This is a genomic window from Oscillospiraceae bacterium (assembly GCA_034925865.1).
GTDB lineage: Bacteria > Bacillota > Clostridia > Oscillospirales > SIG627 > SIG704.
This window is the reverse complement of record JAYFRN010000006.1, coordinates 151295-172396: the sequence shown is the minus strand read 5'-3', so window position 1 is coordinate 172396 and position 21102 is coordinate 151295. Positions and strand designations below refer to the sequence as shown.

27 protein-coding genes are annotated in these 21102 nt (G+C 38.0%); all 27 read left to right on the top strand.

What is annotated here, in order from left to right:
- The first annotated feature begins 159 nt into the window (after positions 1-159).
- A complete protein-coding gene (locus VB118_03190; GenBank protein MEA4831605.1) occupies positions 160-486 on the top strand; it encodes a hypothetical protein in 327 nt (108 codons plus the stop codon).
- Between the two features lie 5 nt (positions 487-491).
- Positions 492-1229 (top strand): hypothetical protein, encoded by a 738-nt coding sequence (locus VB118_03185; protein MEA4831604.1) that lies wholly within the window; start codon positions 492-494, stop codon positions 1227-1229.
- A 35-nt stretch (positions 1230-1264) separates the two neighbouring features.
- Positions 1265-1738: a hypothetical protein gene (locus VB118_03180; GenBank protein ID MEA4831603.1), complete on the top strand. Its 474-nt coding sequence runs from the start codon at positions 1265-1267 to the stop codon at positions 1736-1738.
- 81 nt (positions 1739-1819) lie between these two features.
- Positions 1820-2572 carry a hypothetical protein gene (locus VB118_03175; protein MEA4831602.1) on the top strand — a complete coding sequence of 251 codons (753 nt, stop codon included), beginning with the start codon at positions 1820-1822 and terminating at the stop codon, positions 2570-2572.
- A 56-nt stretch (positions 2573-2628) separates the two neighbouring features.
- Entirely contained in the window at positions 2629-2838 is a 210-nt protein-coding gene (locus tag VB118_03170; GenBank protein ID MEA4831601.1) for a helix-turn-helix transcriptional regulator, read from the top strand.
- 33 nt (positions 2839-2871) lie between these two features.
- Positions 2872-3273 (top strand): helix-turn-helix transcriptional regulator, encoded by a 402-nt coding sequence (locus VB118_03165; GenBank protein ID MEA4831600.1) that lies wholly within the window; start codon positions 2872-2874, stop codon positions 3271-3273.
- A gap of 23 nt (positions 3274-3296) precedes the next feature.
- Positions 3297-4592, top strand: a complete 1296-nt coding sequence (locus VB118_03160) for a DEAD/DEAH box helicase (GenBank protein ID MEA4831599.1) — start codon at positions 3297-3299, stop codon at positions 4590-4592.
- Between the two features lie 192 nt (positions 4593-4784).
- Entirely contained in the window at positions 4785-5243 is a 459-nt protein-coding gene (locus VB118_03155; protein MEA4831598.1) for a hypothetical protein, read from the top strand.
- Positions 5236-5388: a hypothetical protein gene (locus tag VB118_03150; protein MEA4831597.1), complete on the top strand. Its 153-nt coding sequence runs from the start codon at positions 5236-5238 to the stop codon at positions 5386-5388. The genes VB118_03155 and VB118_03150 overlap by 8 nt, the downstream gene beginning before the upstream one ends.
- Positions 5389-5505: 117 nt before the next feature.
- On the top strand, positions 5506-5829 hold the full coding sequence (locus tag VB118_03145) for an NUMOD4 domain-containing protein (protein MEA4831596.1): 324 nt from the start codon (positions 5506-5508) through the stop codon (positions 5827-5829).
- 6 nt (positions 5830-5835) lie between these two features.
- Positions 5836-6252: a VRR-NUC domain-containing protein gene (locus tag VB118_03140; GenBank protein ID MEA4831595.1), complete on the top strand. Its 417-nt coding sequence runs from the start codon at positions 5836-5838 to the stop codon at positions 6250-6252.
- On the top strand, positions 6171-7973 hold the full coding sequence (locus VB118_03135; protein MEA4831594.1) for an AAA family ATPase: 1803 nt from the start codon (positions 6171-6173) through the stop codon (positions 7971-7973). Before VB118_03140 ends, VB118_03135 begins: the two co-directional genes overlap by 82 nt.
- Positions 7970-8317 (top strand): hypothetical protein, encoded by a 348-nt coding sequence (locus VB118_03130; GenBank protein ID MEA4831593.1) that lies wholly within the window; start codon positions 7970-7972, stop codon positions 8315-8317. Before VB118_03135 ends, VB118_03130 begins: the two co-directional genes overlap by 4 nt.
- Entirely contained in the window at positions 8317-8658 is a 342-nt protein-coding gene (locus VB118_03125) for a hypothetical protein (protein ID MEA4831592.1), read from the top strand. Before VB118_03130 ends, VB118_03125 begins: the two co-directional genes overlap by 1 nt.
- 20 nt (positions 8659-8678) lie before the next feature.
- The gene (locus VB118_03120; protein MEA4831591.1) at positions 8679-9140 is read left to right on the top strand and encodes a DUF669 domain-containing protein; all 462 of its coding nucleotides are present in this window, start codon (positions 8679-8681) and stop codon (positions 9138-9140) included.
- Between the two features lie 72 nt (positions 9141-9212).
- On the top strand, positions 9213-10907 hold the full coding sequence (locus VB118_03115) for a hypothetical protein (protein ID MEA4831590.1): 1695 nt from the start codon (positions 9213-9215) through the stop codon (positions 10905-10907).
- Positions 10908-10945: 38 nt separating this feature from the next.
- Positions 10946-12844 (top strand): phage/plasmid primase, P4 family, encoded by a 1899-nt coding sequence (locus VB118_03110; protein MEA4831589.1) that lies wholly within the window; start codon positions 10946-10948, stop codon positions 12842-12844.
- Positions 12845-12860: 16 nt separating this feature from the next.
- The gene (locus tag VB118_03105) at positions 12861-13460 is read left to right on the top strand and encodes a dATP/dGTP diphosphohydrolase domain-containing protein (protein ID MEA4831588.1); all 600 of its coding nucleotides are present in this window, start codon (positions 12861-12863) and stop codon (positions 13458-13460) included.
- Positions 13450-13662 (top strand): hypothetical protein, encoded by a 213-nt coding sequence (locus VB118_03100; GenBank protein MEA4831587.1) that lies wholly within the window; start codon positions 13450-13452, stop codon positions 13660-13662. The genes VB118_03105 and VB118_03100 overlap by 11 nt, the downstream gene beginning before the upstream one ends.
- Complete coding sequence (locus VB118_03095) at positions 13659-13919, top strand: hypothetical protein (protein MEA4831586.1); 261 nt, start codon at positions 13659-13661, stop codon at positions 13917-13919. Before VB118_03100 ends, VB118_03095 begins: the two co-directional genes overlap by 4 nt.
- A gap of 17 nt (positions 13920-13936) precedes the next feature.
- On the top strand, positions 13937-14509 hold the full coding sequence (locus VB118_03090; protein ID MEA4831585.1) for a hypothetical protein: 573 nt from the start codon (positions 13937-13939) through the stop codon (positions 14507-14509).
- A gap of 300 nt (positions 14510-14809) precedes the next feature.
- On the top strand, positions 14810-15235 hold the full coding sequence (locus VB118_03085) for a sigma factor-like helix-turn-helix DNA-binding protein (GenBank protein MEA4831584.1): 426 nt from the start codon (positions 14810-14812) through the stop codon (positions 15233-15235).
- 127 nt (positions 15236-15362) lie between these two features.
- Positions 15363-15947, top strand: coding sequence for a terminase small subunit (locus tag VB118_03080; GenBank protein ID MEA4831583.1), 585 nt, complete (start codon positions 15363-15365; stop codon positions 15945-15947).
- The gene (gene terL / locus VB118_03075; protein ID MEA4831582.1) at positions 15937-17346 is read left to right on the top strand and encodes a phage terminase large subunit; all 1410 of its coding nucleotides are present in this window, start codon (positions 15937-15939) and stop codon (positions 17344-17346) included. The genes VB118_03080 and terL overlap by 11 nt, the downstream gene beginning before the upstream one ends.
- 162 nt (positions 17347-17508) lie before the next feature.
- Complete coding sequence (locus VB118_03070) at positions 17509-18933, top strand: phage portal protein (GenBank protein MEA4831581.1); 1425 nt, start codon at positions 17509-17511, stop codon at positions 18931-18933.
- Complete coding sequence (locus VB118_03065) at positions 18923-20848, top strand: minor capsid protein (protein ID MEA4831580.1); 1926 nt, start codon at positions 18923-18925, stop codon at positions 20846-20848. Before VB118_03070 ends, VB118_03065 begins: the two co-directional genes overlap by 11 nt.
- A 14-nt stretch (positions 20849-20862) precedes the next feature.
- Positions 20863-21027 (top strand): hypothetical protein, encoded by a 165-nt coding sequence (locus VB118_03060; protein MEA4831579.1) that lies wholly within the window; start codon positions 20863-20865, stop codon positions 21025-21027.
- Positions 21028-21102: the final 75 nt, after the last annotated feature.

Below are 21102 nucleotides of genomic sequence, written 5' to 3'. Positions count from 1 at the left end.
TTTTCTTATTGTATCATTAAATAGAATGAAAATCAACTTTTTTTAAAAATATTTCTAAAAAAGTGTTGACTTTTATTCTACTATCTGCTATACTGACGCCATCGGGTAGAAAGACATTCTACGTACATCACCCAAACATTGAAAGGACTGGTGGAAATAATGAGTATTACAAACGGACTTCAAAAGTTTAACAGAGGAAATGAAACCTTCTATGTACTTGGTGAAAACCTTTATACCGGACAAGAACTTGAAGTAATGGATACCGAAAGACAGCAGAAAGACGAACAAAAGGGTTATGAGGATAGAAAAACCCATTGTTATGATAAGTGGTACAGATACAACAGAAGTGATAATGGTGCTGCTTATGACCGTGGGGTTGTCAAGTGTGTCAATGAAGCTGAAAAATTCAGCAAGAAATGGCAACAGGAAGATGAAGATAACTTCTTCATAATTGAAATAGCAGAATGCAACAGAAAGGGGGCTTGACAACAATGAGAATTGAAATCTTGAACGATAGAATTCAGAATGCTGAAAGTAAAATTGAAAAGAAGTCAAGCACCGTCATTAAGAAAGAAGCACTGATTGCAAAGAAAGAATCTAAAATCAAAACACTTGGATTTGACCCTTACACTGATAAATATGAAGTGAACAAGAAATCCAATGAAGCTTACTGGCTGATGTGTGATATTGATTGGCTGCAAGATGATATAAAACGTGGAAGAAGAGAAATTGAAGAAACAAAAGCAACTCTTGAAAATTACAGACAGCAACTTGCAGGAGAAATTGAAAAAGAATCTATTCTTTTGAAAGATATTCCTGAATCTATGAAGCGAATGCAGATTGAGCTTGTTGAAAGATGGGATGCTTGGGATGTTGAAAGAAGAAACCGCATGAAGGATGATTACAGAACACTTGGATGGAAAGAGTTCAATAAAAAATATAGGAGTTCAGATGTTCAGTTCAAAGACAAAACTGATGAACAGATTCATGATGAAAACATGATGGATGCAAAGGTATTGATTCTTGACCTATATTATAGAGTAAAGAACATCACAGGCAAAATCACAGATTGGTCAAATGTTCATGATTGTCAAGGTGCTTGTGGAATGAATGTTCTTAATGGTTTTGTTCTTGGAAAAGAAGGCAGGGCAGAAATTGAAAGTATCCTGGCAGGTGGATATAACATTCAAAGGCTGCACATCAGGGTTCTTGTAAAGGAATTCAAGTGAAGGGGGCAATCCCTTTACAGAAAGGATAAATGAATATGATTAAAACAATTATAGACAAAAACAAGTTGACCATGGAAGAATTCAGAACTGAACTTTTTGACCGCCTTCAAAAATATATCATTGAAGCTGACCAAATCTTCAAAGGCAACAATCCTTCTTTTCAATCTGATTATGAAAAGCTTCAAGCAATCAAAGGAATTACAGACAGGTTTTGCGGTGCATCTGATATATTGAACAGTGTGCTTGGTCTTGAAGTCAGAATGGATGATGGGATGCTGTACACACAAAAATTGTACAACCAGTTATTCTATATGAATCAGTATTTTGAAATTGAAATTAGAAAAGAAGTAGGTGACCCACTCAATCATGAGATCAGACAGGCTTGTGAAAACCTTGGATTGAAGGGTTATAAAGGATATGAACTATTTACATTCCGTAGGGTTCGGGTGTTCGTAAATGACAAATTGGTTGGTATTTATGACCTGGACAAGCACACATTTGTTGATTGAATAGAGGGGGAATTCATTTTTCCCCCTTCCATGAAAGGGAAATGTTGAGTTTGCAGAAAAGAATTAAAAAGGAAGGGAAAGATGGGACAATCAGTAATCGAAAGAATGCACGCCATAGGCGCGGAAAGAAAAATGGCTGATTTTATGGTTAAGCAAAAGCAACCGTATGAATTTAAAATCAGGTATGCCGAAACGCGAGCATGTGAATTTGTGGAGCAGTGCGATGAACACGGCAAAAATTATCATATATCAGTCGGCGGGCTTGATAGTATAACATTGCTTCTCTTTTTACGCAGTTTAGGCATAGACGCGCCGGCTATATCGGTATCTTACCTTGAAGACAGCAGCATACAAGCAATACATAAGCAGCTCGGAGTTATAAGGCTCAAACCTGCGCTCCGCGAGGACGGCAAGCCGTGGAAAAAGCCGCAGATCATTGAAGAGTTTGGCTTTCCAGTACTATCGAAAGAAATCGCCGCAAAAATTGAGCTACTTCAAAACCCGTCTTCGAAGAATGAAACCGTGCGCCACGCAATTATTACGGGAGAAACGGGCGAATACGGCGGGAACCGCAAGAACACGCGAATGAAGATGCCGCAAAAATGGCTTGAAAAATTCGGTGGTTATGAAAACGAAAAAGAGAATGTGAATTATCAAATACCACCTTTTAAAGTATCATCAAAGTGCTGCTATTACCTTAAAGAAAAGCCTTGTGACGATTGGGCGAAACAGCATAACAGCGTTCCATATCTTGGGCTTATGGCATCTGAGGGCGGTCGGCGTGAAAAATCACTTAAGATGTACGGTTGTAATTACTGGGGCGCGTGTGCTTGATTATATCGGCGTCGGATATTAAAAATACCTAAAATTAAAAGAAAGGAAGGGAAACAATGACAAATACATTGAAATTGAAAGCAGCTATTGCTGAAAGCGGCATGAATCAAGAACAAATAGCTGAAGCACTCGGTGTTTCTGTGGTCACATTCAGCTATAAGTTGAACAACAAGCACGAATTCAGGGCAAGTGAAATTATGAAGTTATGTAAAATTTTGCACATAACGGAAGTAAACACAATTTTTTTTGCGCAAGAGGTAGAATAACATTCTACATAACATGAAAGGAAGGCATTCAAAATGAGTTTTGCAGCACAATTAAAGAAAGCAATGGTAGAAAGGAACATGTCACAATCTGAACTTTCTGCATTGACTGGAATCGGAAAATCATCAATAAGTCAGTACATATCGGGAAAGAACGAACCAAAGGACATTGCGATCAAGAAGATTGCTGATGCACTTGAATGTTCCGAAGCTTTCCTGCAAGGCATCACAGAATGCAGTGATGCAACACCTAATCCAAATGGCTTGAAAAATGTACCTGTTGAAATGACAGCAAAGATTCTTGGAAAGTCAAGGCAGTTCATCAGGGTGGCATTACAAAGGGGAACAGCACCGTTTGGTTTTGCTTGCAAAGTTTCAGGTGAGAAGTGGTCTTATCACATTTCACCGAAGAAGCTTGAAGAATACATTGAAAATTAAAAATCGAAAGGTAACAGGGTGAAATGGCGGTGCAACTATTCCCCTATCAAAAGCAAATACTGAAAGACACAAAACAGTTCAGCAGGGTTGCTTATTACCTGGACATGGGGCTTGGTAAGACATTTGTCGGCTCAGAAAAGATGGTTGAACTTGGTAAAGATACAAATGTTCTTGTCTGTCAGAAGTCAAAAATCGATGATTGGATGAAACACTTTAAAGATAATTATCCCAAAATTAATATTTACCTTCTGACAGACAGAAAGCAGCTTGATGATTTTTTATCTCATGATACAGCTTGGGCAGGGTATCACGGATGTTCAATGACGGTTGGAATAATCAACTATGACCTGGCATTCAGGCGATCAGAATTGCTTGGCTTAGAACATTTTACACTTATGCTTGATGAATCTTCCTTGATTCAGAATGATACCGCAAAGCGGTCAAAATTCATTTTAAAAATGCATCCTGACAATGTGATTCTTCTTTCGGGAACACCGACATCAGGAAAGTATGAAAACCTTTGGTCACAGATGCATCTGCTTGGATGGAAAATTAGCAAGGAACTTTACAACAAGCAATATGTAAATTGGATGAAAGTTGAATCAGATGGATTTATTCACAAGGTTGTTGACAAAGAAGAACCATACAAGAATGTTGACCGCTTGAAATCAAAGATGCGTGAAAATGGTGCGGTGTTCATGAAGTCAGATGAAGTTATTGACCTTCCTGAACAGATGATGATTCCGATGATGGTACCAAAAACCAAAGAATACATCAAATTTAGAAAAACAGGAATTGTGACAATTGAAGGTTGTGAATTGGTCGGTGATACATCATTGACCAAACGCCTTTACAGCAGAATGCTATGCGGTCATTACAATCGGGACAAATTACAAACTTTCGGAGACTTAGCTTCCAGTACAAAAGACCGCTTGATTGTGTTCTATAACTTCAATGAAGAATTGAACTCTTTGAAGCAGATTACAGCGGAACTGGAAAGACCCATTTCAGAAGTGAACGGTCATGTGAAAGATTTATTTGCTTATGAGAATGATAGCGATTCAATCACTTTCATTCAGTATCAGGCAGGAGCAATGGGATTAAACCTTCAGAAAGCAAACAAGGTTGTATTCTTCACCCTTACTGATAAAAGTGAACTTTATGAACAAGCAAAGAAACGTATTCACAGAATCGGTCAGAACAGAACATGCTTCTATTATCTGATGATGTGTTGTGACAGTGTGGAAGAAGCGATTCTTCAAACCCTAAACCAAAGAAAGGATTTTACTGATGAACTATTCGATGAATGCAAAGTATAAAAAACGCAGAACATACAAATTTATTTTCGGTACATTAGCAGTTTTATCTTTTCTTATGTTAATTGGATCTATTGGTGCAATCGAACAAGAAACGATTTCGTATATGTGCGGAATAGTACAGACTTCTATTAGTCTTATGTTTTTTACAGGATGCACACTTTGCGTAATAAACTTATAAATTTGAAAGGATAAATGAAAATGATTAAGTGTAAAAATGAATGCCCCTTAGGAAAGTTTTCAGGATGCTGTCATTTCTGCTCAGAATACGATTCGTGCGCCGATGGATGCAGTGAAGTTCCTGAAAACTGTGGTGAATCCCTTCCTGATGAAGAAACTGCACTTGCAACTTTCCAGGTGCAGCAGCTTGCAGTGATTCAAAAAATTGCTGATATTTGTACACAGAAGAAAGCACTTGAAGCTGTTGAAAAAGAAATGAAGGATAAGCTGAAAGAAGCAATGGAAAAGGCGAATATCAAAAAATTTGAATCTGACATCTTGAATATTACCTACATTGCAGCAACTACTTCCACAAGCATTGACAGTGCTAAGCTGAAAAAGAAATACCCTGATATTGCAAATGAGTGTTCAAAGACTTCTGCAAAATCTGCATATATAAAAGTGGAAATCAAGGACGGTGAAAATAATGGTTAAGAAAAGAAAATGGACTGTTGCTTCTGCTTTTGCTTATATCACTAAAGTTGATGAAGGCAAAATTAAAAAAGGTCTTACATATTGTTCTGCATTCGATTTCATCCTAAAACATTTAAAGGATGGTGAAAAAGATGCGGAAGATTAAGAGAGCTATTGCAAGAAGAAATATGCTGCTTGAAGGTTACTATCATTTGAACAAAAAGCAGTCTGACGGAAGAAGCCCTTTTGCAAAGCACTGGCGTGAATTCGTGGTGGTGCGCTGATGCCAAAAGAAAGGTGGAAGGTTATTGATAACCATCCAAATTACATAATTAGCAGCCTTGGCAATGTCATGAATATTAAAACTAGAAATCTTCTTTCCCCCTATGATGACGGAAAAGGTTATCTGCGTGTGAAGATTGATGGACGGTGTGAAAGGCTGCACATTTTGGTTGCTGTTGCCTTCATTGATAAACCCGAAGGCAAAGACATTGTAAACCACAAGAAGGGTAAGAAACACGATTGCAGAGCTTCACAGCTTGAATGGGTTACACAATCAGAAAACATACAACACGCATGGAACACTGGGTTGTGTTCAAGGGGGTAAAACGGTATGGCACAGGAAAAGCAATTTGAAAACAAAATCAAGAAGTGGCTTGAATCGGAAGGTATTTATGCAGCAGGGTGTCCACAGAACAAAAAAACTGTTCCTGAATGCGGTTGGTACTTGAAGGTTTGGGGTGGTGGTTATCAGAAAAGCGGTATTCCTGACCTGCTGCTTTGCGTGAACGGCGTTTTCATCAGCGCAGAACTTAAAAGTGATGCTGGAAAACCTTCTGACTTGCAGAAAAAGAATACAGCTTCAATCAACAGTTCACATGGCATCGGCTTAGTTCTGTACCCAAAAGGGTTTGAACAGTTTAAAAACATAGTGAAAGGGGTGATGCAATGCAATGGTCACATAGCAGAATTGAATGCTTTGAAAAATGCCCATTCAAGTACAAGTTGCGATATTGTGACAAGTTATTGACTTTACCACCTGATAATGCAGACAATCCGCTTATTATCGGAACCGCCTTACATACAGGACTGGAAAAGGGTGTTGATGCAGCGATTAATGAATATTACATGTCATACCACATCATCACAGATGATCATATCAACGAAGCAATAAAACTTGAAAAGTTAATTTCAAAAGCATCAAGATTTATACCAAAGGGTGAATTTGAAGTTGAGATTTCATCGGGAGATTTTACAGGATTTATTGATCTTCTTGCACCAGTAACAGGATTTCATGATTCGGAAGTTCCGAATGTGTATGACATTTATGACTTCAAATATTCAAACAATGTCAAAAGGTACAAAGATTCAGACCAGTTGCATCTGTACAAATATTTCTTTGAACAGATGAATCCTGGCAAGACCATTAGAAATCTTTTCTTCCTGTTCATTCCGAAAATCGGAATTAAGCAGAAAAAGACTGAAGGATTATCAGATTTTCGAAAGCGGATTCAAGATGAACTTGAAGATGCTGAACCTTCACTTGTTCAAATCGAATATGACCCAAATAAAGTGATTGAATACCTTCTGAAAGGTAAACGGTCACAGGAAGCAGTGGATTTTCCACAAAACACAGGATACTTGTGCAATTGGTGCGAGTATCAAGACTATTGTCAGAAAGGGATTGATTATATGTTGTTACCGAAGAATGAAAGAAGAAATATTGAAAAGATTGAAAAAAAGGTCATTTGGCTGTATGGTTCGCCATTCAGCGGAAAGACCACCTTCGCAAACAAGTTTCCTGACCCCCTGATGCTAAATACTGATGGAAATATCAAGTTCGTTGACGCACCGTACATCAGCATCAAGGACAAGGTTGAAGCCAACGGCAGAATGTCACCCAAAAGGGTGTTTGCCTGGGCGGTGTTCAAGGATGCGATTGAAGAACTTGAAAAGAAGGAAAATAATTTCAAGACCATAATTGTTGACCTTCTAGAAGATTGTCATGAACATTGCAGACTTTACATGTATGACCAAATGGGCATCACCCATGAATCTGATGATTCCTATCGCGCCTGGGACAAAGAAAGAACTGAATATCTGTCTACTATGAAACGCCTGGTAAACATGGATTATGAAAACATCATCTTGATTTCCCATGAGGACACAAGCAAAGATATCACCAAAAAGGGTGGTGACAAAATTACTGCTATCAAGCCGAATTTACAGGAAAAAATCGCAAACAAGGTTGCAGGTATGGTTGATATTGTCGCAAGGGTTGTGGCTGACGGTGATGTCAGAACACTTTCCTTCAAGACAAATGAAGTTATCTTTGGTGGTGGGCGTTTAACGGTCAGCACAACAGAAATTCCGCTTGATTATGATGCTTTCCTTGCCGTATATGCGGAAGCTAATGCAAACGCTGTAAAAACCATGCATGGTGAGAAGGTAGAAGGTGCAATCAATGGTTCATCTTCCACTGGAAGAACAGGCAGAGCATACAGGACTGTGAAAAACACACCGCCTGAAACAGAAGCTGTTCCTGCACCTACTGATGCAGATGCGCCTGATGAAAAGGAACAGTTTAGTAAACCTGTTGAAGAAAGCACAGAAACAACTTCCACAGATGAAGGAACAGTAGCAACAGGAAGTGATGAATCTGCTGCACCCCCTGTTGAGGAATGCACAGCGAAGGAAGCACCTGTTGCGGAAAAACTTGTCACAAGAACAAGAAAGAAAAGGGGTGAATGATAATGTCAAAGTATGATGAACTGTTCAAGTACATGGAAGCACACAGAAACATCACTGATCTGAAATGTGCTTCAAAGCTGACACCGATTCCCAAAGGTATGCCGAAAGAAAGGGGGACTTTCCTGCGGAAATCCCTTTTCAGACAGTGTATTGACATGCAGTGCAAGAAAGACCCTGAACTGCAAAAGCTTTTCATTGCTGCTGCAAGGGAACTGCTGTTTGACAAGCTGTTCACGGATTCGGACTTTGAGAACATAGAAGATTTCAAGCCCACAGAGCAGCAGGACATTGCAATGACCATTGTTAAGATGCTTTTCGGCGGTCTGTTTGAAGGGCTTGACTGATGGGCATGGTCATGACCCTGGCTGATGGCAAGAATCACACCTTGTTTGATGCCAAAGACTTTCAGTGGCTGATTCAGAAGTACATAGGTTTTGAAGCAGAACGATACTTTGAAACCCTTGTGCAGGAACTTCAAGAAGCTGCTGACTACACGGAACAGAAGGTGAACAGTGACCTTTCTTCTTATGAAGCTTCACTGGAATCCAACACCACAGCTTTTCAGGACATAAAAGAAATATGCCTGGAAATGACGAATGAACTTGAATTCGGCAAACGGCTGAACCGTTCAACACTGAATGAACTTGTTCGAAAAATTCAAAAAACAATAAACAATCAAATTTGAAAGGTATAGGTAAATAAATTATGGCACAGAAAAATATTTGGGATGAATTTGACAAGTTGTACAACACAGAAGAACTTGCAAAAGAAGTTGAGGAACAAAAAGAAAGTGGTGGTAGCTTCACCCCTGTTCCTTTTGGTGATTATGAAGTAAATATCAACAAGATGGAACTTACCAAATCTAAAGCAGGTGCTCCCATGGTTTCCATTTGGTTCAAAGTTGTTTCTGAAGGTGAATACAAGGGTAGTTTGATCTTCTACAATCAAGTTATCGCACAGTCGTTCTGTATCCATAAGGTCAATGAACTGTTGCTTTCTATGGACACAGGGCTTGACATTGACTTCAAAACATACAAGCAGTATGCACAGCTTCTGATGGATATGCATGAAGCCATTGATGGCAAGCTTGAATTTGGTCTTTCGTATGAAGAAGGCAAAAAGGGCTTTGGTACATACGAAATCACAGATGTGTTTGAAGTTGAGTAAGCACAGCGGTTGACACATTGGGGGAAGGGCTTTCCCCTTCCCCCATTTATTTTCTGAAAGGATGTGATGTAGATGTTATTCTATGACTTTGAAGTTTTTCAATATGACTGGTTGGTTGTCATCAATGATGTGACAAACAAGCGTGAACATGTCATCATCAATGACCCTGATGCACTGGAAAAGCTTCACAAGGAAAACATCAATGACATTTGGGTTGGTTTCAATTCCAGGCACTATGACCAATACATCCTGAAAGGCATTCTTTGCGGATTTGACCCAAAAACAATTAATGATTACATCATTGTAAAAGGTAATTCAGGATGGAAGTATTCTTCTATGTTGCGGGACATTCCACTTATAAATTATGATGTGATGCTTAGCACAGACAGAGGACTGAAAAGCTTTGAAGGCTTCATGGGAAATAACATCAAGGAAACTTCTGTTCCATTCGATATTCAAAGAAAGCTTACACAAGAAGAACTGAATGAAACGGTAAAATATTGTCGCCATGATGTAGAACAGACCATTGAAGTATTCTTACAACGAAGTGAAGAATTTAACGCTTCAAGGGAATTGATAAAGCTGTTCAATCTTCCGATTTCTTCATACAGCAAGACCAAAGCACAGCTTGTGGCTGAAATCTGTGGTGGCATGGGAAAGAAGTTTGATGACAATGAATTTGAATTTCCCATTGTACCCTGCTTGAAGCTGAACAAATACAAATATGTGCTTGACTGGTACAAGAACCCTGAAAACTATGATTATTCAAAGTCATTGGAAACGGTCATTGCAGGTGTGCCACATACATTTAGTTGGGGCGGCATTCATGGGGCAAAAAAGAAAAATACTGAATCAGGAGTGCTGCTGATTGCGGATGTTACTGCATACTATCCATCAATTCAGCTTAAATATAAGTTTGGTTATAGAAACATGTCAAAACCTGAAAACTTTGAATTGATGCACAACCAAAACCTAAGGTATAAAGCTGAAGGAAATAAAAAAGCAAGAGCACCATTCAAAATTGCTGATAACAGCATGAGTGGACAGCTTAAAGATAAGAACAGTAAACTGTATGATCCTCGGATGAATAATGCGGTTTGTGTTAATGGACAGCTTATGCTGCTGATGTTAATTGAAATGGTCGAATCATATGCACAGCTAATTCAGAGCAATACGGATGGTATTCTGCTAAAACTTAAAAGCATAGACGATTATGACCTTCTTGATGATGCTGTTTATGAATGGGAATGCTTAACCGGTATGAAAATGGAATTTGAATTATTTAGCAAGGTGTTTCAAAAGGATGTAAACAATTACATTTTGATTGGTGATGATGGCAAAATCAAATCAAAAGGCGGTTATGTTAAAAAGCTTTCCAACTTGGATTATGACCTTCCTATCCTTAATAAAGCGTTAATTAATTACATGGTTCATGGTATTTCAATTGAAGATAGTATCCTGAAGTGTGATGAATTAAAGGAATTTCAACTGGTATCGAAAATAAGCAATAAATACACAGACATTATTCATGGTGATAAAAAATTGAAAGAAAAGTGCATCAGGATATTTGCTTCAAAGCTTGATTCTGATGCTGGGGTTCAAAAAATCAGCGCAAGGACAGGCAGACCTGAAAAGCTAACCAATTCCCCTGAACACTGCTTTATTTATAATGATGAAGTGAATGAAATAAAAGTTCCGTATAAACTTGATAAGCAATGGTATATAAGGTTTGCGAAAAGTCGGCTTGCTGATTTTGGAGTGGTGTAAATGAATGAAAATTTAGATAAGAAAGGAAGTGACTGATAGTGTTTTTCAAAGGCTACATCAAAACCAGTAACAAACAGGCTGCTGAAAAATTCAAAGGTAGAACCGATTTCAAAACACTTGAAGAAGTTCAGTCGCTTTCTGAATATGCAGGCATTTTAGCACAAGACACCATTTTGATTGACATTGATGATAGTGATCGGGCTGATAAGTTGATGGACATAGTCGAAGCACTGCAACTGAATTGTAAGGTAATTCAGACCACCAGGGGTAAACATTTTTTATTCAAAAACATAAAGGTCAGAAATTGTCATACTCACAAGAACCTTGCCATTGGGCTAATGGCTGATATTAAGGTTGGTTTTACTAATTCATATGAAATTTTGAAGTTTAATGGTGAGGAACGTTTTGTTGAATGGGATATTGAAAACCCTGAAACAGACAATTATCAGGAAGTTCCAAAGTGGTTATTCCCCATAAGCTATCAAATGGACTTTCTAAACATGGATGCAGGTGATGGAAGAAACCAAGCACTGTTCAATTACATCCTGGTGCTTCAAAGCAATGACTTCACCGTTGATGAAACTAGGGAAACAATTAGAATAATCAATAAATACATACTTAAAGAACCCCTTTCTGATGAAGAACTTGAAGTGATTCTGCGTGATGATGCTTTCAAGAAACCTGTGTTCTTCAAGGGCAGCACTTTTCTTTTTGACAAGTTTGCAACCTACATAAAGAACAATAATCACATTATCCGAATAAACAACCAACTGCACCTTTATAGGGATGGAATCTATGTCAGCGGTCAAACCGATATTGAAGCCGAAATGATAAAGCACATCCCACAGCTTAACAGATCGAAAAGGCAGGAAGTAATGGCTTACCTTGACATTATGATTCGCGAAAATACACCTTCAACAGATGCTTCAATGATTGCATTCAGAAATGGTGTGTACAGTATAAAAGATTGTAGTTTTATTCCTCTTTCCCCTGATATGGTTATTACAAACAGAATTGATTGGGATTTCAACCCACAGGCATATTCACAGAATACAGACCAAACGCTTAACAAAATTGCTTGCGGTGATGACCAAATCAGGAAATTGCTTGAAGAAGCAGCAGGGTTCTGTTTGTTCAGAAGAAATGAACTTGGTAAAGCGTTCATTCTGACAGGCACTGGTTCAAACGGTAAATCAACATATTTGAACATGTTGAAAAACATGCTTGGGAAACGGAATATTTCTTCATTAGATTTGAAGAAGCTTGATGATAGGTTTTCAACTGTAATGCTTTTCGGAAAACTTGCGAATATCGGTGATGATATTTCTGATGAATTTATAATGGATGCATCAACATTCAAGAAGATTGTCACTGGTGAAACCATTGATGCAGAACAAAAAGGGCAACCAAAGTTTGAATTTGAACCTTATGTAAAATTGTTTTTTTCCGCGAACAATATTCCGAGAATGGGTAAGGGCAGGGATTCTGCTGCAATATTACGAAGGTTAATTATTATCCCATTTGATGCTAAGTTTAGCAACACTGATCCTGACTTTGATCCACACATTGGCGATATTTTAAAAAGTCAGGAATCAATGGAATACATGATTCAGCTTGGGCTAGCAGGTCTAAAAAGAGTACTTGAAAGAAATTGCTTTACTGAATCAGAGAAGGTGGGAAAAGAAATTGACGAATATGAAGAATCAAATAATCCTGTCCTTGGGTTCATCAGAGAAGTTGAAAGTGATGATGACTTTCAAATTGAAAATGAACCAACGAGAACAGTGTACAAGCGGTATCATGAATATTGTCTTGCAAATAATTTACAACCTATGTCAAACATAGAGTTTTCAAAACAAATTAATAAAATATTAAATTTTGAGACAAAGATGCAAAGAATCGGTAAGCAAACAGTAAAAATATTCATTAAAAAATAAAAAGGAAGGTTTTAAAATGAATGCTGAAAAGTGCGTATTTTACGAAAAGGTTATCCCCGAAGGTATACATGCCCTCCCTGTATGTAAATCAAATTTTACTGCTCCACCTAAAATAATCGACAGCGGAAACAGACGGCAGTTTGAAACTGGTGCAGTCCGTGACATTCAAGAAGGTAAAGGCAGATGTGACCTTCTTCCCCTGGATGTGATTGGGGATATAATTGGTAGCAAAGAACTAAGATGGATTGAAAAATTCAAGACCACTGGTGACATAGAGCATCTTCATAGAGCAATCTTATTATTTGAATGCGATTATGAAGATGAAGGTACAGAGTATGAGAAAGACATGATAGATATTCCTACAAAATTACTTGAAGTATCAAAACACTTTGAAGAAGGTGCAAAGAAGTATGGCGAAAATAACTGGCAGAAAGGTATTCCAACACATTGCTATATTGATTCAGCGGTCAGGCACTATTTGAAATGGTGCAGAGAAGATGTAGATGAACCCCATGATAGAGCATATATATGGAATCTTCTTTGCTGCATTTGGACATGCGAGCATAAGCCTGAATTAAATGATTATCTGAAAGAAGGTAATCAAAATGGCGAATAAAAACCCTTTTTTAAACTCATCTGGCTATCCTGATCCCACTGCTTACGAAGCTTTGAAGCCTATCATAAAAGAAGAAACTGAGGTCGAAAACAAAGCTAACTTTTTGATCAAAATGTTAAAGTTTATTATTTCAGAAAGTGGCTTTGAACTTATTGCACGAATTGAATTAAGGCATAAGAGAAGCGGAAAGGAATTCAGATGAACCTCCCGAGGGAAATAGAAATAAGTCCAGAAGAACTTCTTGCAATAAAGGCAGTAAATTATGGGTGTAACACAAACAGAAGGTGTGCAACCGGAACTTATATCACAAATGTGCATGACCTTGATAATGCAGAAAAAATTTCTTTTTGCGAAGCCATTAAGATAGTGTTTGATTTGATTGACAGATTAGAACTTGATGAAACATTAAAAGAAGCCGGTACAGAAGCAGGTCAAAGTGCTGCAATGCCCGGTGCTTGAAGAAAGGATGAACAAAAATGAAAAAAGAATCTGAAAGATTAATTGACTTCCAGGATGTAATGCAGGGTATTGCTTCAAAAGACTTCACTAACTGGCTCATTGGAAATGGTTTTTTCACAGCCCCTGCGTCCACAAAGTATCATGGCAATTATGAAGGCGGCTTGTTTGATCATTCGCTTGAAGTGATGGAATGTTTGATTGAAATGACAGCCAAGCTTGGTGTTGAATGGATGCGCAAGGAATCCCCCTTTATTGTTGGTATGTTTCATGACCTTTGTAAGACGGATGAATACATAAAGGTTGTGGATGTGAAAGGCACAGTGATAATGGGAATGGATGAAGTAAAAGGTGAAGAAGCCCATTATGAACACAATCCTGATGTGGTGCTAAAAGGTCATGGCGATAAATCAATAATGCTGCTGTCGCAGTTCATGACACTGACGGAAGAAGAAATACTTTGCATCAGGTATCACATGGGCGCCTACAATGGGGATGATTGGGATGGATATGACAGAGCAATCAGGAAGTATCCGAATGTGCTATTCACACATACTGCTGACATGTACGCTTCAAAGGTAAAGAATATTTGATGCTCAAGATAATGTTTAAGATGAAAGCAGAAACTTGAACACAAAAAGCCTTGCTACATAAGGAATGTTTAAGATGTTTACTATGTGCAAGATATTTTTAAGTTCTTTTATATAGAGATAATACACTTGATTATAATTTGATAGTAAAAAACTACAAGATATATAAAAGAATATATAAGTATATAAGAAATATCGTGAACACATAAACATTCCATATAGAAAAAAGATTAAAAAGTCTTGCTGCATAAGGCTTTTTAATGTTTAAGATGTAATATTGAACTTAAACAGAAAGGAACACTAATGACAGCGAAGCAATATTTAAGGCAAGCTTACCGCTTGAACGATTTGATACAGAGTGATCTTGAAGAAATTGAACAGTTGAAAGCACTGTCTACAAGTATTTCAAGCCCAAATTTATCAGGTATGCCTCACTCGGCATCAAGACCAACAGAAGCACCATTTGCAAAGTGTATTGCCAAAATTATTGACCTTGAAGCAATCATCAATGTAGAGATTGACCGCTTTGTTGACTTGAAGAAGGAAGTCAGGGAAACAATCAACACTGTACAATCACCAAATGAAAGGCTTGTGTTGAAGCTGCGGTACATTGAATTTCTTAAATGGGAAGTTGTTGCTTCAAAAATGGATCTTTCATTAAAGCAGGTACATAGAATTCACAGTGATGCTTTGAAAAATATAAAAATTCCGTACAGTGATACGAACTGACACATTCAGGGTATTGAATGACACTATGTTTATATGATATTATTAAGCTGAGAAAATTCTATGAAGAAAAGCAGACGGTCACAAACTGTCTGCTTTTCTTATTTTGATTGAAAGGCGGTGTTGCTATATGGCACTGACACCTAAACAAAAGCTGTTTGTGCAGGAATATTTGATTGACCTGAACGCAACACAGGCAGCAATCAGAGCAGGATACTCACAGCAAAGAGCAAGTGAAATAGGTTATCAACAACTACAGAAAACTACAGTTCAAGATGCGATTGATAAGGCTATGCATAAGCGAGAACAGAGGACTGAAATCACACAGGATAAGGTTCTTTCAGAACTTGCGAAAGTTGCCTTTTCAAATGGTAGCGATTTTGCAAAAGTGACCACACAGAAGCGGAAGAAACGCCTATGGGATGATGAAGCACAAGAATATGTTGAAAAGGAAGTTGAAGAACAATTTGTTGAACTTTTTGACACGGATAAACTTCCCCTTGAAAAAAAGGCTGCTATTTCAGGAATCAAGGAAGGCAAATATGGCATTGAAGTGAATTCATGTGATAAAGTCAGAGCTTTAGAACTGATCGGCAAGCACCTTGGAATGTTCAAAGACAAAGTTGAATTATCAGGTCAGATAGACAACAATCCTTATGAAGGGCTTACCACTGAACAGCTTTTAAAGTTGGTTGGTGATAAAGATGACAGTTGATATTGAAACTGTAAAGCGTGGGGCAAAGATTGAACTTGCAAAACGAAACTTCTTTTATTATTGCAATCTGAAAGCACCTGACTTCTACAAGAAAAATAGACACTTCCTGATTGATCTATGCGATCAACTTCAAGAATTTTATGAATCAGATGATGAAGTTCTGATTGTGAACATGCCCCCCAGACACGGAAAGTCAAGAACCGTGGGGTGCTTTGTTGAATGGATCCTCGGTGTAAATCAAAGAGAAAAGATCATGACAGGTTCATACAATGAGACGCTGTCCACTTCTTTTTCAAAGAATGTAAGAAACACCATCCTGGAAGCAAAAGCGGATGCAGCACAAGTTGTTTATTCTGATGTGTTCCCTGGTGTCACCATTCAAAGGGGTGACGGTGCAATGAATATGTGGTCGCTGGTCAATGGTTATAACAATTATTTGGCTACATCACCAACAGGTACTGCGACAGGTTTTGGTGCTTCACTTCTTATCATTGATGACCTTATCAAGAATGCAGCGGAAGCTTATAATGCTGATGTTCTTACAAAACATTGGGATTGGTTTACAAACACCATGCTTTCAAGACTAGAAGAAAGCGGTAAAATCATCATAATAATGACCAGGTGGCACAGTGATGATTTAGCAGGAAAGGCACTTGCGCATTACACAGAATCAGGTGCAAAGGTTAGGCATATCTCATATAAAGCATTACAGGATGATGGAACAATGCTTTGTGATGAAATACTGTCCAGGCGTTCATATAATGCCAAGATTAAGGCAATGGGTCTTGATATTGCATCGGCAAACTATCAGCAAGAACCAATTGATATTAAAGGCAGATTGTACACTTCATTCAAAACGTATTCAAAGCTTCCTATGGATGAACACGGTAATCTTCTATTTACAGCAATCAAGAATTATACTGATACGGCTGACACAGGTGATGATTACCTGTGCAGCATCAATTATGGTGTGTACAGCGGTGAAGCTTATATTCTTGATGTGCTTTATACAAAAGAAGGAATGGAAATTACAGAACCAGCAACTGCAAAGCTGCTTTATGAAGGCAAGGTTAATGCAGCCGATATTGAAAGCAATAATGGTGGCAGAGGGTTTGCAAGAAATGTTCAAACAGAATTGAAACGGCGGTACAGTTCAAACCATTGTGTAATCAATTCATTCTTTCAATCAAAAAATAAACAATCAAGAATTTTGTCCAACAGTACATGGGTTATGAATCATATTTATTTCCCTGTGAACTGGAAAGACAGATTCCCTGAATACTATGATGCAATGTCAAGGTATCAAAAGGAAGGTAAAAATGCACATGATGATGCCCCTGATGCAACCACAGGCATTGCTGAAAAAATCAGTGCAGGAAGCACTTTCAGCTTTGAATAGTAACACATTAGTAACAAAATGCCTTGAAACCTTATGATTTCAAGGCGTTTGTTTATATTAAGCAATGTTTTTAAGAAAGGGGGTGAGTGAATCGTGTTTAATTTTTATAATTCTGAGACCGAACGCATAAATCATTTGGTGAAACTTGGTGCTGAATTGGTTATTTCAGATGAACGCTTCATTGAACTTGAAATTCAACGATTCAAGGCAAGCAGACGAAGAAAAGAAATGTTTGACGGTGAAAAATACTTTGCAGGTCATCATGACATAACAAAACGCCAAAGAACAGTGATTGGTGAAGGCGGCAAGGTTGAAACGGTTGACAATCTTCCGAATAACAGAATTGTTGATAACCAATACAAGAAGATGGTAAACCAAAAAGCAGATTACCTGCTTGGTCAGCCGATTGCAGTCAGAACAGATAATGATGCTTATGGTGACCTTCTGAAAAAGTTCTTCAATAAGCGTTTTATGCGGTTGATGAAGAACCTTGGGAAGGATTCCTTAAATGAAGGCATCGGTTGGCTGTTCGTTTATTATGATGAACATGGTGAATTCACCTTCAAAAAGTTCAAAGGATATGAAATCATTCCTGGATGGCGTGATGCAGATCATACTGTTCTTGATTATGTCATCAGGATTTATGAGGTGGTCGCATACGAAGGGCAGCAGGAAAAGATTGTTGAAAAGGTTGAAGTCTATGATGAATCAGGAATTCATTACTTCATCTTGGAAGGCGGTCACCTTGTTCCTGATGCCCCATTTATCAGTAATTATTTCATAACCACAGACAATGAAGGCAAAGACCAGGGGTGGAACTGGTCGAGAATTCCGCTGATTCCGTTCAAGTACAACAGTGACGAAATACCGCTTATCAAAAATGTGAAATCCTTGCAGGATGGCTTGAACATCATCCTTTCCAACTTTCAGAACAACATGGAAGAAGATGCACGGAACACAATCTTGGTTCTTGTCAACTATGACGGTGAAAACCTTGGCGAATTTAGAAGGAATCTTGCAACCTATGGTGCTGTAAAGGTCAAGACCGTTGATGGCGCAGATGGTGATCTTAAAACATTGCAGGTGGAAGTCAATTCCGAAAACTACAAGGCAATCATTGAGATTTTCAAGAAAGCAATCATTGAAAATGCAATGGGCTATGATGCTAAAGATGACAGGCTTTCCGGTGAACCAAATCAAATGAATATTCAAAGCATGTATTCTGATATTGACTTGGATGCAAATGAAATGGAAACCGAATATCAAGCTGCATTTGAAGAACTGCTTTGGTTTATCAACTGCCACTTTGTTAATACCGGCATGGGTGATTTTGAAAATGAAGAAGTTGAAGTGATTTTCAACCGTGATATTCTTATAAATGAAACGGAAGTCATTGAAAACTGCGGTAAATCTGTAGGAATTCTTTCTGATGAAACCATTGTGGCAAATCATCCTTGGGTGGATGATCCACAGAAGGAACTGGAACGAAAAAAAGCTGAAAAAGCAGCTGCTATGGCAGAATACGGCAATGCATTCAATCCTGCACTTCCTGTTCAGCAGAATGGCGGTGGTGTAAATGAAGAATAGTGCTTATTGGAAAATGCGCTTTGAACAGCTAGAAGCAGCATCCAATAAGAACGCTGTTGAATCATTTGCTACCATTGAAGAACAATATATGGCTGCACAGAAAGCCATTGAACAACAAATTTCTACATGGTATACACGTTTTGCGAAGAACAATAATATCAGCATGGCAGAAGCAAGACAGTTACTTACAACAAAAGAACTTGCTGAATTCAGGTGGGATGTAAAAGACTATATTAAATATGGCGAACAGAATGCCCTAGATACAGCTTGGATGCAGCAGCTTGAAAACGCCTCTGCAAGGTTTCATGTTTCACGGCTTGAAGCTTTAAAACTGCAAACACAGCAGACAGTTGAAAAATTGTTTGGGGGTCAGACAGATGCCATTGATCATCTTCTGAAAAAAAATTATCTTGATACATATTATCATACCGCATATGAGATTCAAAAGGGTTTCAGTGTTGGCTGGGATATTGCATCAATTGATGATTCAGCACTTGAAAAGTTAATTTCAAAACTATGGGCAACTGATAAAAGAAATTTCAGTGAACGGATATGGTCGAACAAGACCAGTCTTATAAACGAAGTTCATACACAGCTATCACAGACCATTATGCTTGGGAAATCCCCGGATGATGCAATAAAAACAATTGCAAAGAAAATGGGGGTATCTAAAAATCAGGCAGGAAGGCTTGTGATGACAGAATCCGCTTATTTCAATAGTCAGTCACAAAAAGATGCTTTCAATGAACTGGATGTTGAACATTTCGAAATTGTTGCAACACTTGATTCGCATACTTCTGAAATTTGTCAGCAGATGGATGGTCAGGTGTTCCCCATGAAAGATTATGAACCAGGTGTCACTGCTCCCCCTTTTCACCCATGGTGCAGATCAACCACAGCACCTTATTTTGATGATAACTTCACAGAGAGAGCTGCAAAAGATGCGGATGGCAAGACTTACTATGTGGACAGTAAACTGAAATATCCTGAATGGAAAAAGACCTTCAAGGAAGGCGGTTCAAAGGATGGATTGACAAAAATTGAAAAAGATGATACTATAAAAAGTAACCAATATCCTGTTGATTACAATTGTGAAATAGCACAGAAGTTTGGAACAAGTCACTATGATGACATGCACCAAATGGTGGTTGACTGTTCTGATTCAAATGCTGCAAAAGTTTGGCAAAAATATGAATCACAAATACAAGTTGGTGATGCAGCATATACATCAGGCACAGAGCACTGCAGCGGTTCGCAAATTTATGTAAACGGTGCTGTAGATGCGAAAGGCAGTACATGGTCAGCACCTTATCAAACAAGTTTTCATGAATCAGGTCATGCAATAGATAACATTGCATGTGGAAAAATCAACAATCCTATATATGGCGTAAGACATTTTTCTTCTGCATATAATGGTGGTGTATTTCCACAGACAATTAAACAAGAAATCGACGACATGGTATCTGCACTTGACAATCAGATGAAAGCAGATTTCAAAGTACATGAGAAAGATTATTCTTGGTTATACAGTAAAGGGTTTATTTCAGATTCTAATTGGCAGTTTTATCAAAGATATGGTAGATGGTTAAGCAAACCAGTCTATTCAAAATCAATTGCATATAAGGCATTGGAAAAACAAATTGATGCTGACATTGCCAAAGGAATTGCAAGGGCTGATTTATCTGACATTATAGATGGTGCGACACTTCATAAAATCAACCTTGGATTTGGGCATTCAGGGGATTATTGGTCAAAGAGAACATACAATGGTTTGGCAGACGGTCTTGCAGCAGAAGCTTTTGCTGAAATGTTTGATTCCACAATGTCAGCACCAACAAGCCTAGATGCAATAAAAAAGTATCTTCCAAAATCGTATGGCGTATTTTGTGATATGCTTAAAGAAATGTTGAAATAGAAAGGATGATGCATATGGAAAAGTTGTTAGAACAATATGTTGAAATGTTCGGTGAAGGCTTTCCTATATCTATTGTGAGAAGCAAGACTGATGAAGAAATAAAGCAAATTCTTCAAGATTGCATAAACAGCAAAAAGCCTTATGTAATGAATTATCCTGATGATGACAGCGACTATTGACAGTAATAAACTATATTGATTGAAGCACCCTGAATTACAGGGTGCTTTTTCATACAAAAATTGACCTGGTGGAAG

Coding starts and splice junctions, on each gene's coding strand:
- VB118_03190 (MEA4831605.1), top strand. CDS start 160: ATGAGTATTACAAACGGACTTCAAAAGTTTAACAGAGGAAATGAAACC.
- VB118_03185 (MEA4831604.1), top strand. CDS start 492: ATGAGAATTGAAATCTTGAACGATAGAATTCAGAATGCTGAAAGTAAA.
- VB118_03180 (MEA4831603.1), top strand. CDS start 1,265: ATGATTAAAACAATTATAGACAAAAACAAGTTGACCATGGAAGAATTC.
- VB118_03175 (MEA4831602.1), top strand. CDS start 1,820: ATGGGACAATCAGTAATCGAAAGAATGCACGCCATAGGCGCGGAAAGA.
- VB118_03170 (MEA4831601.1), top strand. CDS start 2,629: ATGACAAATACATTGAAATTGAAAGCAGCTATTGCTGAAAGCGGCATG.
- VB118_03165 (MEA4831600.1), top strand. CDS start 2,872: ATGAGTTTTGCAGCACAATTAAAGAAAGCAATGGTAGAAAGGAACATG.
- VB118_03160 (MEA4831599.1), top strand. CDS start 3,297: ATGGCGGTGCAACTATTCCCCTATCAAAAGCAAATACTGAAAGACACA.
- VB118_03155 (MEA4831598.1), top strand. CDS start 4,785: ATGAAAATGATTAAGTGTAAAAATGAATGCCCCTTAGGAAAGTTTTCA.
- VB118_03150 (MEA4831597.1), top strand. CDS start 5,236: ATGGTTAAGAAAAGAAAATGGACTGTTGCTTCTGCTTTTGCTTATATC.
- VB118_03145 (MEA4831596.1), top strand. CDS start 5,506: ATGCCAAAAGAAAGGTGGAAGGTTATTGATAACCATCCAAATTACATA.
- VB118_03140 (MEA4831595.1), top strand. CDS start 5,836: ATGGCACAGGAAAAGCAATTTGAAAACAAAATCAAGAAGTGGCTTGAA.
- VB118_03135 (MEA4831594.1), top strand. CDS start 6,171: ATGCAATGGTCACATAGCAGAATTGAATGCTTTGAAAAATGCCCATTC.
- VB118_03130 (MEA4831593.1), top strand. CDS start 7,970: ATGATAATGTCAAAGTATGATGAACTGTTCAAGTACATGGAAGCACAC.
- VB118_03125 (MEA4831592.1), top strand. CDS start 8,317: ATGGGCATGGTCATGACCCTGGCTGATGGCAAGAATCACACCTTGTTT.
- VB118_03120 (MEA4831591.1), top strand. CDS start 8,679: ATGGCACAGAAAAATATTTGGGATGAATTTGACAAGTTGTACAACACA.
- VB118_03115 (MEA4831590.1), top strand. CDS start 9,213: ATGTTATTCTATGACTTTGAAGTTTTTCAATATGACTGGTTGGTTGTC.
- VB118_03105 (MEA4831588.1), top strand. CDS start 12,861: ATGAATGCTGAAAAGTGCGTATTTTACGAAAAGGTTATCCCCGAAGGT.
- VB118_03100 (MEA4831587.1), top strand. CDS start 13,450: ATGGCGAATAAAAACCCTTTTTTAAACTCATCTGGCTATCCTGATCCC.
- VB118_03095 (MEA4831586.1), top strand. CDS start 13,659: ATGAACCTCCCGAGGGAAATAGAAATAAGTCCAGAAGAACTTCTTGCA.
- VB118_03090 (MEA4831585.1), top strand. CDS start 13,937: ATGAAAAAAGAATCTGAAAGATTAATTGACTTCCAGGATGTAATGCAG.
- VB118_03085 (MEA4831584.1), top strand. CDS start 14,810: ATGACAGCGAAGCAATATTTAAGGCAAGCTTACCGCTTGAACGATTTG.
- VB118_03080 (MEA4831583.1), top strand. CDS start 15,363: ATGGCACTGACACCTAAACAAAAGCTGTTTGTGCAGGAATATTTGATT.
- terL (MEA4831582.1), top strand. CDS start 15,937: ATGACAGTTGATATTGAAACTGTAAAGCGTGGGGCAAAGATTGAACTT.
- VB118_03065 (MEA4831580.1), top strand. CDS start 18,923: ATGAAGAATAGTGCTTATTGGAAAATGCGCTTTGAACAGCTAGAAGCA.
- VB118_03060 (MEA4831579.1), top strand. CDS start 20,863: ATGGAAAAGTTGTTAGAACAATATGTTGAAATGTTCGGTGAAGGCTTT.